General features: G+C 59.2%; 12 protein-coding genes. 6 read left to right on the forward strand and 6 right to left on the reverse strand.

Annotated features, from left to right (window positions below; translation table 11 throughout):
• Positions 1-84: 84 nt before the first annotated feature.
• From Q1W70_RS23085 to Q1W70_RS23095, 3 genes are all read left to right on the forward strand, one after another.
• Positions 85-1,053 carry an ABC transporter substrate-binding protein gene (locus Q1W70_RS23085; RefSeq protein ID WP_166589659.1) on the forward strand — a complete coding sequence of 323 codons (969 nt, stop codon included), beginning with the start codon at positions 85-87 and terminating at the stop codon, positions 1,051-1,053.
• Between the two features lie 108 nt (positions 1,054-1,161).
• Positions 1,162-2,280: an S-(hydroxymethyl)glutathione dehydrogenase/class III alcohol dehydrogenase gene (locus tag Q1W70_RS23090; RefSeq protein ID WP_166589585.1), complete on the forward strand. Its 1,119-nt coding sequence runs from the start codon at positions 1,162-1,164 to the stop codon at positions 2,278-2,280.
• Between the two features lie 90 nt (positions 2,281-2,370).
• On the forward strand, positions 2,371-2,754 hold the full coding sequence (locus Q1W70_RS23095) for a VOC family protein (RefSeq protein WP_166589586.1): 384 nt from the start codon (positions 2,371-2,373) through the stop codon (positions 2,752-2,754).
• 158 nt (positions 2,755-2,912) lie between these two features.
• On the opposite strand, the gene Q1W70_RS23100 is transcribed toward Q1W70_RS23095, so the two are convergent.
• The 6 genes from Q1W70_RS23100 to Q1W70_RS23125 form a co-directional block, all read right to left on the reverse strand.
• Positions 2,913-3,905: a LacI family DNA-binding transcriptional regulator gene (locus Q1W70_RS23100; protein ID WP_166589587.1), complete on the reverse strand. Its 993-nt coding sequence runs from the start codon at positions 3,903-3,905 to the stop codon at positions 2,913-2,915.
• Between the two features lie 75 nt (positions 3,906-3,980).
• Positions 3,981-5,450: a glycoside hydrolase family 32 protein gene (locus Q1W70_RS23105; protein WP_425312217.1), complete on the reverse strand. Its 1,470-nt coding sequence runs from the start codon at positions 5,448-5,450 to the stop codon at positions 3,981-3,983.
• 29 nt (positions 5,451-5,479) lie between these two features.
• Complete coding sequence (locus Q1W70_RS23110) at positions 5,480-6,625, reverse strand: ABC transporter ATP-binding protein (RefSeq protein ID WP_166589589.1); 1,146 nt, start codon at positions 6,623-6,625, stop codon at positions 5,480-5,482.
• 27 nt (positions 6,626-6,652) lie between these two features.
• Positions 6,653-7,495 (reverse strand): carbohydrate ABC transporter permease, encoded by an 843-nt coding sequence (locus tag Q1W70_RS23115; RefSeq protein ID WP_166589590.1) that lies wholly within the window; start codon positions 7,493-7,495, stop codon positions 6,653-6,655.
• Positions 7,492-8,454: a carbohydrate ABC transporter permease gene (locus Q1W70_RS23120; protein WP_185817950.1), complete on the reverse strand. Its 963-nt coding sequence runs from the start codon at positions 8,452-8,454 to the stop codon at positions 7,492-7,494. The genes Q1W70_RS23115 and Q1W70_RS23120 overlap by 4 nt, the downstream gene beginning before the upstream one ends.
• A gap of 21 nt (positions 8,455-8,475) precedes the next feature.
• On the reverse strand, positions 8,476-9,750 hold the full coding sequence (locus Q1W70_RS23125; protein WP_185817951.1) for an ABC transporter substrate-binding protein: 1,275 nt from the start codon (positions 9,748-9,750) through the stop codon (positions 8,476-8,478).
• A 168-nt stretch (positions 9,751-9,918) separates the two neighbouring features.
• On the opposite strand from Q1W70_RS23125, the gene Q1W70_RS23130 reads away from it, so the two are divergent.
• From Q1W70_RS23130 to Q1W70_RS23140, 3 genes are all read left to right on the forward strand, one after another.
• The gene (locus Q1W70_RS23130) at positions 9,919-11,484 is read left to right on the forward strand and encodes a carbohydrate porin (protein ID WP_166589593.1); all 1,566 of its coding nucleotides are present in this window, start codon (positions 9,919-9,921) and stop codon (positions 11,482-11,484) included.
• Positions 11,485-11,575: 91 nt separating this feature from the next.
• The gene (locus tag Q1W70_RS23135; RefSeq protein WP_166589594.1) at positions 11,576-12,514 is read left to right on the forward strand and encodes a carbohydrate kinase family protein; all 939 of its coding nucleotides are present in this window, start codon (positions 11,576-11,578) and stop codon (positions 12,512-12,514) included.
• 225 nt (positions 12,515-12,739) lie between these two features.
• Entirely contained in the window at positions 12,740-13,390 is a 651-nt protein-coding gene (locus tag Q1W70_RS23140) for a dTMP kinase (RefSeq protein WP_166589595.1), read from the forward strand.
• Positions 13,391-13,543: the final 153 nt, after the last annotated feature.

Raw genomic sequence — 13,543 nt, forward strand, 5'->3', positions numbered from 1 at the left:
GCCTTACGTGTTTGCGCGCGTTTGTTCCTGTGTCGCACACAACAGTTCGCTGCCCCCAATAAAAACGATTCGGAGCGTCTGATCATGAAAAACAGGAAGCGTTTGCTGGCCTCGTTACTTACCCTCGGCCTGCTTGTCGGCAGTGCCTCAAGCCAGGCTGCGGGATGGTGTGAATCGGGCAAGCCGGTGAAGTTCGCCGGGTTGAACTGGGAGAGCGGGATGCTCCTCACCGACATCATGATGATCGTGCTCAAGGAAGGCTACGGCTGCACAACGGACCAGTTGGTGGGTAACACCATCATTCTTGAGACCGCGCTGGCCAGCAACGACATTCAAGTGTTTGGCGAAGAGTGGATGGAGCGCAGCGAAGTCTGGAAGAAGGCTTCGGCAGCCGGGAAGGTTGTCGGGGTTGGCGCTCCGATCGTTGGTGCGACTCAAGGCTGGTATGTGCCGCGCTATGTCGTGGAGGGGGACGCAAAACGCAATCGACCGGCGCAAGCACCCGACCTCAAGACAGTCGCGGACCTGAGCAAGTACCCGGGCGTTTTCAAAGACGCGGAGGAACCGTCCAAAGGCCGCTTCTACAATTGTCCCGCTGGCTGGATCTGCGAGCAGGAGAATACCGAGATGCTGAAGGACTACGGCCTTGAAAGCACCTTCATCAACTTCCGTCCAGGCACGGGTGCGGCATTGGATGCAGCGGTCCTGTCCAGCTACAAACGCGGCGAGCCGGTCCTGTTCTACTACTGGTCACCGACCCCGTTGATGGGCGAGATCGATGCCATAAGACTGGAGGAAAAGACCGGGGCCAACAAAGACGTCATCACCATGGTCGGGCTCTCCAAGGCGTTTCATGAACAGGCGCCCGAACTGGTCGCCGTATTGGAGAAGGTCAACATTCCCATTGATCTGCTGAATCAGAACCTGGCCAGGATGACCCGCGAACGCATCGAGTCGCCGAAGCTGGCCAGGATATTCCTCAAGGAACACCCGGAAGTTTGGCATGCCTGGGTGGATGAAGGCGTCGCAAAAAAGATCGAGGCATCGCTCTAACCGGCCTCCAGGGCAAGGACGCCCGCCTTCTGTAACACCCCTCTGAACATAACCTCTTTACCCTTTCTACAACGTGGAGGTTTCTCTTTGCCTCCGGGAATCATGACGATGATCAAATCACGAGCGGCCGTCGCCTTCGCGGCGAACCAGCCTCTGCAAATTGTCGAAATCGATGTGGCGCCACCGCAAGCCGGTGAGGTGCGGGTGCGCATTGTTGCGACAGGCGTGTGCCATACCGATGCGTTTACCTTGTCCGGCGCCGATCCGGAAGGGATCTTCCCTGTCATTCTGGGCCACGAAGGTGGCGGTATTGTCGAAGCGGTGGGCGAGGGGGTGACCTCGCTTGCAGTGGGCGATCATGTGATCCCGCTCTACACCCCGGAATGCGGGGATTGCAAATACTGCAGGTCCGGCAAGACCAATCTCTGCCAGAAAATTCGCGCAACCCAGGGCAAGGGATTGATGCCAGATGGCACCAGCCGTTTCTCCTACAATGGCCAGCCCCTGTTCCACTACATGGGAACGTCGACCTTTTCCGAATACACCGTGCTACCGGAAATTTCCCTGGCCAAAATCCCCAAGGATGCGCCACTGGAAAAGGTCTGCCTGCTCGGTTGCGGTGTGACCACCGGCATTGGTGCGGTGCTCAACACGGCAAAAGTGGAAGAGGGCGCCAGCGTGGCGATCTTCGGTCTGGGCGGCATCGGCCTGGCCGCCATCATTGGCGCGACCATGGCCAAGGCCGGTCGCATCATTGCCATCGATATCAACCCGGCCAAGTTCGACATCGCCAGGCAACTGGGCGCTACCGACTTCATCAACCCCAAGGATTACGACAGACCGATCCAGGACGTGATCGTCGAGATGACCGAGGGCGGTGTCGACTATTCCTTCGAATGCATTGGCAACGTCCATCTGATGCGCGCGGCCCTGGAGTGTTGCCATAAAGGTTGGGGGGAGTCGGTGATCATCGGCGTGGCCGGGGCGGGTCAGGAAATCAGTACCCGACCGTTCCAGCTGGTGACCGGTCGGGTCTGGCGCGGCTCGGCATTTGGCGGTGTCAAAGGCCGCAGCGAACTGCCCACTTATGTGGAAAAGTCCCAGGCCGGCGAAATACCGCTCGACACCTTCATCACCCACACCATGGGGCTTGAGGACATCAACAAGGCCTTCGCGCTGATGCATGAAGGCAAGAGCATACGCACCGTTATCCATTTCGATCGCTGATTGAATCGTCCCGGCGTTGAGCGTCTGACGTCTCGCGCACGGGCCAACTGCACTATCCACTCACTGTGTCTTTATAAAGAGAGCATCAACATGAGCATCTTCACTCACGTCACCGTCGGTACCAACGATCTGCAAAAAGCCCGCAGTTTCTACGACAACGTGCTCGGCACACTCGGCCAGAAACGCATCGCGGATCTGGAAGACAATGGTTCGATCTGGGGGGTGAATGCCCCGTCCTTCTTCGTCCTGAAGCCAGCGAACGGTGCACCGGCCAGCGTCGGTAACGGGGTCACCATCAGCTTCGAAGCACCGGATCGCGCCGCTATCGATGCCTTCCACGCAGCCGCCCTGGCCTGCGGTGGCAGCGACGAAGGTGCTCCGGGCCCTCGAGGTTGGGCCCCTAACGCCTATGCGGCTTATGCGCGGGACCTGGACGGTAACAAGCTGGCCGTGTACTGCTTCAAGGCTGCGTAAGTCTCATACAAGCCGCTCCTTCACGCCTGTGAACCGCTCCATCCAACAGGAGGTCGTGGTCATTTCCAGAAGATGCCCATGACCCCCTGTTTCACGAAGCGCCAGTTCAATGTCGGTGACCCAACATGGTTGGGGGCACCGACATCACCATGCCGCGCCTACAGTGATGCCCTGACCACCAACGGACAATCAACGGGCTGGGCGCCCGACGCCTCGAGGGTGTCGATCAGGTGCCGGGCTGCCTTGCGGCCGATCTCGTAGTACGGCAGTTGCACGGTGGTCAACGGTGGGATGAACAACTGCGCGATACCGATCATGTTGTCGTAGCCGAGCACCGCGACATCGTCGGGAATCTTCAGGCCACGGCCCAACAACAGCTGATAGGCACAAAAGGCAATACGGTCGTTGCCACAGATCAGAATGTCGAATTGGGGGCGGCCATCAATGATGTGCCGATCGAGGATACCGGCCGTTTCGCCATAGGCGTCATGGTCGCCAAGGTCGTATTGCAGGAGCGCCTCAGGTGGCAGTCCGAATGCCTGGCAGGCACGCTGCAGGCCTTTTTGCCGCAGGCCCCAGGCCAGGCTCTGTTTTGGCAGATTGATACACAGCGGCCGCCTATAGCCGCGACTCAACGCGTGGTGTACGGCCCGATACTGGCCCATTTCGTCGTCTGGCACATAGCTGACCAGTTGACTGTCATCAGCCAGGCAATTGGCGAGCACCAGGGGTTTGCTCTTCAATCGCTCGGGAATGCACACCTGGCGCAAGCCCATGGCACTGAAGATCAACCCGTCGGGACGGTGCGATAGCATCAGGTCGATATTCTGGTCGGTGGGCGGGTTGCTCAGCAGGTTGAGAATGAAGACATTCCAGCCGGCCTGCTGCGCGGTCTGTTCGATGGAGAGCAGCAGTTCGACGGCGAACGGTGTGGTCGCGGTGTCCAGTGCGAACACACCGATGGTTCGGCTCTGGAGGTTGTCACCGCGAATCCTGCGCGCCGACAGGCTCGGTACGAATTGCAGTTCGTCAATGGCCGAACGCACCCGCTGAAGGGTTTCGGGGCTCAGTTTTTCTGGGTTGTTGAGCGCTCGAGAAACCGTCATCAGGGACACGCCAGCCAGCTGTGCAACGTCTTTCACTGAAGTCATGCGAGGCGAAACCGGTCAGGTTGACGCTCAATCATGACACAGGGCCGGCGCTTCTCGCGACCCGAATGACGCCGCTCATAACCATCCCGAAGCCAGAGGCCACGCCCTGGGAATCGACACACGCCCGCCAGCCCCGCTTGCAAGAAGCTTCACCCCCAGGCTATCGGGCCGTGGGTAGATGCGACTGCTGAGGCTGAAGCGCCCGTTTTCGTCGAACACCTCGATGGACGAGCGATCGAGGAACACACGCAGCGCCAGCAACCCTTGTGCCGGGTCTATCGACACGCTGCGCTGACCGGTGACTTGCGCACCCGAGTGGCTGCGATCCAGCACCAGGCGCTGCAACGCGGCATCGTAGTAGAGCAACGTTTGTTCTTGGCCATCCTCGCTGCAGCGCAAGGCGACTCCCAGATGGCCGTCGGTGCAGCCAAGTAAATCCAGGTGCACTTGGATTTCGAGCATATCGCCGGCCACGTCTGCGACCCATTGGGTGCCCGACGCTTCCCACCACGGCGTGCCTGGCAGCAGTGTCTTGCGCAACGCTGTGAGCTCTCGTGCCGGATACACGCAAAGGCGATCGGCGCACAGTTCAAGTTCGCGCGGCAATCCGAGCATGCCGCACCAGTGATGGGCCTGGCTCGGCATCGGGCTTTCCCACATGTCGAGCCAGGCCCACACAAGGCGCCGACCATCGGCGGCCACCAGCGTTTGCGCCGCATAGAAGTCATGGCCGTTATCCAGCTCGATAAAAGGGCCGCCAGTGAAGTTCCATTCGCTGTCGAGTCGACCCACCCGGTAACCCGTCTGGTATTTGTTGAGTCGCTCGTAACCTTGGGGCGACATGCCTTGTGGGGAGTACAGCAGCACATCGCGTCCGTTCAATCGGAACAGATCCGGGCACTCCCACATGTAGCCATCGTCCTCCCTGCCGCCAGACACATAGTTGAGGAACTCCCACGTGTGCAGATCCGTGGAACGGTACAGCGGGAGCAGCGGCATATCGCCCAGACGTGCGCCGACAATGAGGTACCAATAGCCATCCTCCTTCCAGACCTTGGGGTCACGAAAGTGCATGATCGCGTCTTGCGGCGCGGTCTCGATGACGACGCCGTGCTTGGTGAAGCTGATGCCGTCGACGCTGGTGGCCAGGCACTGGACTTGACGAATCGAGCGTTCATCACCCACTTCCCCCAGCCAGGTGTGTCCGGTGTAGATCAGCGCCAGGGTATCCCCGTACACCAAAGCGCTACCGGAAAAACACCCATCGCGATCGAAGTCATCGCCGGGTGCCAGCGCAATGGGCAGGTGCTGCCAATGCACCAGGTCGGCACTCTTGGCATGGCCCCAGTACATCGGGCCCCATTTCGAATCGAAGGGGTAATGTTGATAGAACACGTGGTATTCGCCACGAAAGTACACGACCCCGTTAGGGTCGTTCATCCAGCCTGCCGGCGGGGCGATATGATAACCAGGTCGATAGTCGTGGATGACGCGAGACAGGCCGTCACTCAGTGCACGCTGCGCAAGGTCAAGCTGATCAGGCATGGGGTCGCTCATGTTGTGTGAAGAAAGGGTCATAGGGCGCGAGCTCGGACCGGGTGCAGAGAGATGTCATTGGGCTGGTTTTCACCGGCTTGCGGTGGGCGCTCCAAGGCCGTGCCGTCGTCGTCGAACAGGTGCAGGTTGTGGATGTCCAGTTGCAGTTCGACCCGATCGCCCGCCCGCCATCCGGCGCTGACCTCGCAACGGCAGATCAGTGGCTCGTCCTGACCGGTTTCGAGGTGCACATAGGTTTCGCTGCCCAGGTACTCGACCCCGGTCACGACGATGCCACCGGTTCCCTGCGCCGCCTTGAGCGAAATGTGCTCCGGGCGAATGCCCAGGCTCAGCGACGTGCCCGCCGCCAGGTTCGTGCTGTCGAAGGGCAGGGAAGTCATGCCCAGCACAGGGGTGTCGACCAGGCTGATGGTGCCCGGGGTATGCAGGCGCGCCGCCAGGAAGTTCATTCGCGGAGAACCCAGGAAACCGGCGACAAAGCGGCTCGCTGGACGCTCATAGAGTTCGCGCGGTGAGCCGATTTGCTCCACCCGACCGCCATTGAGCACAACAATTTTGTCGGCCAGGGTCATCGCCTCCACTTGATCGTGGGTGACGTAGATCATGGTCGAGCCCAGTCGATCATGCAGCCGGGCGATTTCGTTGCGCATCTGCACCCGCAAGGAGGCATCCAGGTTGGAGAGCGGCTCATCGAACAACAGAATGTCCGGTTCACGCGCCATGGCTCTGCCCATGGCTACACGCTGACGCTGCCCGCCCGACAGTTCTTTTGGCTTGCGCTGCAGCAGTTTGTCCAATTGAAGGATCTGCGCTGTTTTCAGCACGCGCTCGCGCAGGCTGCTCTTTTCAGTCTTGGCCAGTTTGAGGCCGAAGCTGATGTTGTCGTAGACGCTCATGTGCGGGTACAGCGCATACGACTGAAACACCATGCCGACGCCTCGCTCGCGAGGCTCCAGGTCGTTGACCCGCCGCCCATCGATCAGCATGTCACCGCCGCAGATCGACTCAAGCCCGGCGATCAGCCGCAGCAGGGTCGACTTTCCGCAGCCCGAGGGACCGACGAACACCACGAATTCACCCGCAGCGATCTCCAGGCTGACATCGCGCAGAATCCGCATGCCGCCCAATTGTTTGTTCACATTGTCCAGTTTCAACTTGATCACGATGCTGTTCCTTGTCGTTGTTGGGCATCAACCCTTGAGCGCGCCGGCAGTCAGGCCGGAAACGATTCGGCGCTGGAAAATCAGCACCAGAATCACCAGTGGGACGGTGACCAGCACCGATGCGGCCATCAGCAGCCCCCACGGCAGCTCATGGGAGCTGCCACCGGAAATCAGGGCGATGGCAACCGGCACCGTGCGCTGTGTGTCGGTGAGGGTGAACGTCAGGGCAAACAGGAACTCGTTCCAGGCGGCGATGAAGGCCAGCAAACCCGTGGTCACCAGTGCGGGCCAGAGCAACGGCAACAGCACCCGGGTGAGGGTGATCCAGGGCGACGCGCCATCCATGATTGCCGCCTCTTCCAGTTCATGGGGCAGTTGGCCCATGAACGTGGTCAGCACCCAGACGGTGAAGGGCAGGGTGAAAATCGTGTAGCTGAGGATCAACGCCCAGGACGTGTTGTACAGACCCAGGGCGCGGATCACTTCGAACAGCCCCGACAGTACCGCGACCTGGGGAAACATCGACACGCCCAGAACCATCATCAATACCGTGCCCCGCCCACGGAACTTCACCCGTCCCAAGGCATAGGCGGCGGTGACACTGAGGAACAGCGCCAGCGTCACGACGCAAAGCGCAACCACCAGCGAATTACCGATAGCCCGCAGGAATGAGGCTTGGTTCAGTACCGCTGCGTAATTGGAGAAGTCGGGGTTGTCGATCCAGTAGCTCACCTCGAACAAGGCACTGGAGGGTTTTAACGACGTCACGATGGCGTAGTAGAAAGGGAAGACGGCGTACAGCAGCAACACCCCGATCAGACTCCAGAGGCCCAGGCGCAACAGCGCCTTTTTCAGTAGACGCAGGCTCATGAGCGCACCTCCATCTGGCGGCGTCCGAGGTAGAGATAAAGCATGGCGATTACCGCAACGACCAGAAACAGCAGAGTCGAGGCCGCGCTGCCATAGCCCACATCCTGGAACTCCACCAGGTGTTGGCGGGCATAGACCGACATGCTCATGGTGCTCGACGAGTTGGAGGTCAGCACATAAATGACGTCGAATACCCGCAGGGAATCGAGGATGCGGAAGATCGCCGCCACCAACAATGCGGGCATCAGCAGTGGAAGCGTGACGTGCCAGAACACTTTCAGCGGATGAATGCCATCGACCCTTGCGGCTTCGTAGCAATCACTCGGCAACATCTGCAAGGCCGCCAGCATCAATAGCGTGACAAAGGGCACGGTCTTCCAGACGTCGACGATGATCACCGCCCACATCGACAGATCCGCATCTGCCGTCCAGGCCAGGGGGGCATCAATCAGGCCGACGCTCAGCATCATGTGATTGATGATGCCGAACTGGTCGTTGAGCATCCACGACCAGATCTTCGCCGAGACGATGGTAGGAATCGCCCAAGGAATCAGAATCAGCGCACGTACCAGGGGACGGCCGGTAAATTTGATGTTCAACAGCAAGGCCACCAGTAGCCCCAGGACGACTTCCAGTCCCACCGACACCACGGTGAAATGCAAGGTGTTGCGCACCGCGTTCCACCATTGGGGGTCGACCAGGATGCCCGACCAGTTAGAACCGTCGTGGAACAGATAATTGCTCAAACCGACAAAGGATCCCTCACGGGTTTGCCCCAGGGTGGCGTCAGTCAGGCTGAACCAGAAGGTACGCAGCAGCGGCCAGGCGGCCACCAGGGCCAGGCATAGCAACATCGGTGTCAGAAACAGCCAGGCGGCGCGTACTCGGCGAAGCTGGACTGGCGTTTCCCTGGTGAGCAGAAGCTCATCACAGGGGGCATGGGTAGTTAAGGCAGACATGGTGATTTCCTTCCTTGTGGCTTACCAGTTCCGGCGTTTGATGCGCGTGAGTTCGCTTTCCAGCTCGGCCAGCGCCTGATCGACAGGCAGCTCGCCCGCCAGCACGCCATGCACTCGATCGAAGAACGCATTGGAGACCCTTGGATAGCGATCGGCGGTGATCGAGGCGGGACGCATGACCCCGTCGTTGAGGATGCTGTGCAGCTGACTGTAATAAGGCATTGCCGCGAGCAGTTCGGGATCTTGATACAGCGACTCGATCACCGGGTTATAGGCGGCACTCAGCGCACGATGTTTTTGCTGTTGGGCACTGGTCAGGTAGCTCACCAGCTGTGCGGCAAGTTCTGGATGGGCGCTGTAACGCGACACCGCCAGGCCCCAGCCACCGAGGGTGGAGGCATGGGTGCCGGTTGTGCCGCCGCGGGGCAGGGGAGCGACGCCGACCTTGTCTTTTACGACACTGCCCTGGCTTTGTACCAACGCCCAGACATACGGCCAGTTACGCATGAACAAGGCATTTCCCGACTGGAACACGCCACGTCCTTCTTCCTCGGTGTAGTTGAGTACGCCACGCGGGGAGATGTCACCTACCCAGCTTTTGGCCAGGGTCAACGCCGCTCTCGAGGCCGGGCTGTTGACCACGATGTCGCCTTGTGGATTGACCAGCCCGCCTTCCGGTTGGCTGCTGATCCACTCCAGCGCATTACACGTCAGCCCCTCGTATGCGCGTCCCTGAAAGACGTAACCCCAGGCATTGGGGTTCCCCGCAGTGCGCTCTGCCTGTTGCACCTCCCTGGCGGTAGTCGTCATTTCCTCCCAGGTCTGGGGAACCTGCTTGTTGTACTTCTCGAGCAAGTCCTTGCGGTAATACAACAGGCCCGAGTCAGTGAACCACGGCATCGTCACCAGCCGTCCATTCACCGTGGCGTTATCCACCTGTGCCTGGAAGTAGCCTTGGGTCGCGTTGGCGGGCAGCACCTCGCGCAGATCCATCAGGTGCTTGGCCAACATCCCCGGCCACACCATATCGATCTGAATGATGTCGATGTCAGTGGACTGGGCACTGAGAATCTGTTGGTAGAACGACAACCTTTCGGTCGCCGAGTTAGGCGTAGAGACCACTTCGACGTTGTTGCCGGTCTGTTTCGACCACGCCTCGACGGCCTCTTTGCACAGTTGCAACTCCGCACCCACCGCACCGCAGGAGATCGTCAGATCAGCAGCGTTCGAGACGGATGGCAGTCCGGCACAGAGGGTGATTAGTGCTGCGGGCAGGAGAGATTTCAGATGTTTCATGGAGCACCCTTTATTTTTGTTTTTAGAAAAGTTAACGTTAACATCGCCAAATGTATCAGCGTATTTGCGATGAGGCATCCTTTTTTTCGTCGATTGCCACAGTTTTCAACTCACGAAAAAAAGGCCGGTAGCGGAAATTGAACAATAAAAACAAAACAGGGAATTCACATGCACAAAGCATCAAGCTGGCTAATCGCAGGCGTGCTCGGCACATCGGCGGCGACCTCTCAGGCCGCGACGCTGGAACAACGTATGGCTGCCTTTGAGGCACGTGCCAGCGCAGCGGAAAAGCGCGCAGCGGCCGCCGAACAGCAAACCCAGGCACTCGCCAGGGAACTGCAGCAGATCAAACTCGCCACCTCCGCCGCGCAGCCTGTTGCGTCCACTGCGACAGCCACGGCAGTACCCACGCTTGACTCCCGCCTGGCAACACTTGAAGCCCGGCAACAAAGCATGGAAAAGCAGGGCAGTACCGAACACCTCACGGATGGCTTCAGCTTCAAGGGCTACGCCCGCTCCGGGTTGCTGGTGAACGATGGCCTGGGGGGCGGCCGTGGCGGCCCGTATGCAAGCCCCGCAGGTTCAGTCGGGGGGGCTGTCGGGCGACTCGGTAACGAAGATGACACCTACATGCGCATAGACCTGTCGAAAGAACTCTATGCGCAGAACGGCACCCGTTCCAAATTCACGGTGTCCATCGCCGATGGCGTGGAAAGCTCCAATGACTGGACCGCGGATGAAAGTAACCTGAACGTGCGCCAGGTGTTTACAGAGCTCGACCATCTCGCTGCATTCAAGGGCAATTCAATGGTGCAGAACGCCACCTTGTGGGCGGGCAAGCGTTTTGATCGAGATAACTTCGATATCCACTGGCTGGACTCGGACGTCATCTTCCTGGCCGGTACCGGGGGTGGAATCTACGACGTGCAGATGAACAAGAACTGGCGCTCCAATTACTCCTTGATCGGGCGTAACTACGGGGACTTCAGTGAAGGCGGCGTTGACGCCGATGTGGAAAGCTACATTCTGACCTCTAACCAGTTCTTCGATGAGGGTCAGTGGCAGTGGATGTTCAACGCCATTGGCTCAAAGAAAAACGACATTGGCACCCGCAGTAATGACGCCGGCCTGACACCTGCGGACTCCGGTCTGCACAGCATGCTGGCCAATCACCAGAAAACCTTTTTCGGCGCAGAAGGCTTCTTCAAAACGGCGCTGCTGTATGGGCAAGGTCTGGGGGCCGAGGTCAAGAACGTCGGCTCGGACGGTGAACTGATTGACGAGGCCCGCGCAGTGCGCCTGGCACTGTACGGCGAGACCCCCATTGCAGCGGGTTGGCGCATCGGTCCTAGCTTGCTGGCCGAACAAAGCAAGGATCGATACGTCAAGGGTGACAACTACGCCTGGATGACCCTGAACATGCGTTTGGCCAATGCAATCAACAGCAATTTCGAGATGGCCTACGAAGTGAGTTGGCAAACCATGGACCTCGACCCGAAGGGGTATCTACAACGGAATGCCGTCGATGGTAACTTCTGGAAGTTCACAATTGCCCCGACGTTCAAACCAGACGTTGGAGAGCTGCTCACGCGTCCTGAACTGCGTGTGTTCGCGAGCTTCATGGATTGGTCTTCGGAGCTGGACGGATACAGTACCCAAGACGCCTTCGGCAAGACGGACTTCAACGCCGGAGGGGTCTGGCAATACGGTATACAAATGGAAACCTGGTTTTAGCATTTGAACGCATTGGCCAGGCCAGCACCGATCAACAGGCCTATTAACGCGATCAACCCTCTGTAGCGAGCCTTTAAAAGAGCAAACGACTATGTATTTGGTATGTGGCGAAGCGCTGTTCGATTTCTTTAGTGAAAACGCTCCAGGGAATCAACGTTCAAAAATAAACTACAAAGCCATTGCCGGCGGCTCACCGTTCAACGTTGCCGTCGGGCTGCGGCGCCTGGGTATCGACGTGGCGCTGTTGGCCGGGTTGTCCACCGACTACCTGGGCCGGCGTTTACAGCAAGTCCTGCAGGAGGAGGGCGTGCGCCTGGACTACCTTCAGGACTTCGACGCACCGACCACCCTGGCCATGGTCGCCGTGGGTGCCGATGGCTCGCCGCATTACAGCTTTCGCGGCGAAGGCTGCGCTGATCGTCTGCTGTTGCCCGGGCATTTGCCTGTGCTGGGCGATGACGTGCGAGGGCTGCATATCGGCTCGTTCTCGTTGGTGGTGCAGCCGATTGCCGACACCCTGCTGGCGCTGGTCCGCCGGGAAAGTGGCAAACGCCTGATCAGCCTCGACCCCAACGTGCGGCTCAACCCGGAGCCCAATATCCAATTGTGGCGTGAACGCATCGGCGCTCTGGTCGAACATGCCGATCTGATCAAGGTCAGTGACGAAGACCTGAGCCTGCTCCACCCTGAGCGTGATCCGCAGAGCGTGATCGAGGGCTGGCTGGAGCACCGCTGCCAACTGGTATTCCTCACCCGGGGCAGCCAGGGCGCGACCGTTTTCAGCCGCCACCACGGCACTTGGTCGGTGCCGGCCCGTGCCGTGGTGATGGTCGACACCGTGGGCGCCGGCGACACCTTCCAGGCGGCATTGATCGCCTGGCTGACGGAGCAGCAGTTGGATTCGGTGGAGGGTTTGCAGCGCTTGAGCCGTGAACAGATCGAGGCAATGCTCAGCTTTGCCATCGGCGCCGCTGCGCTGACCTGCGGCAAAACCGGGCCGGACTTACCCTTTCGGCATCAGTTGGCTTGATATCCGGCCAAAGGCGGTCGATGAACGGGTCACGCTATTGAGCATGGCCCTTGTTCATAAACGGCCGCAATCCTGGATTGTGAGACCTGTCAGCCACAAACCCGGTTAGAGTGTTGAGCACTACCTGCTCATGAGCCCCCCCTCCATTCGATTCCCGTAGCCGCCCCCAGCGCTTGCAGCGGACGAACCGGGTAAACAAACCGTATATCAATCGTTATGTGAAGAATGAATCGTTCGCTGTTTGTGTCACTGGATGGGCCCAAGGGAACCGGTAAAACCACACTGTTGGAGGCCGTGACGAAAGTACTGAGGGCAGACCACAACAAGGTGATCCGACTGTGCGAGAAAAAAAGCGACCCCTATCGGGGTGAAACCATGGCCCTCGTCAACCAGTTCGTCAGAAATCCCTCCCGAGACCTGGAGCTGCAGGTGTGTGAGCGCTTTGCTGATAGCCGTGGCTGGATTTCCCGGCACGTGCTGACGAAACAGCCACCGGACAGCATCATCCTGATCGATCGCTGGTACCCCTCTGATGCCGCGTTTCGCCGGCAGGTCCCGTTTGCAGAGATCCTGCAGCTGAACATCGATCGAAACGTGCGAGTGCCAGACCTGCATGTCGGGGTTGTCACCGCCCCCGAGATTTCATGGGCGAGGGCAGCGGCACGCCAGCGTGGGCTGAACAGTACGGTGATCCATAGGCTGCAAGAGCATGTCGCTTGTACCCAGGCATTCGAGCGAGCGATTGCCGATCACGGCTGGGTTCTATGCCGCAATGAAGGCACCCTCGAAGAAGCGACGATGCAGGTGGTTTCGCAGATTTATCGCGTTCTTCGTTGCATCGGCCTTGATCCGGTTGAGATAGGCAGCACTCAGTGATTACGAGACGCTGACAGATTGTTCATTGCTCCAACCCGTGAGCTTGATCTAAAGCTCAGGTGGAATCAGCAAAATATAAATACGAATGCGTATCGTACGCTAATGAGGTGGTATACCATGCGCCGCGAATTATTGGCGCGTATGCCGCCCCAT

The sequence above is a fragment of the Pseudomonas kielensis genome (assembly GCF_030505375.1).
Lineage (GTDB): Bacteria > Pseudomonadota > Gammaproteobacteria > Pseudomonadales > Pseudomonadaceae > Aquipseudomonas > Aquipseudomonas kielensis.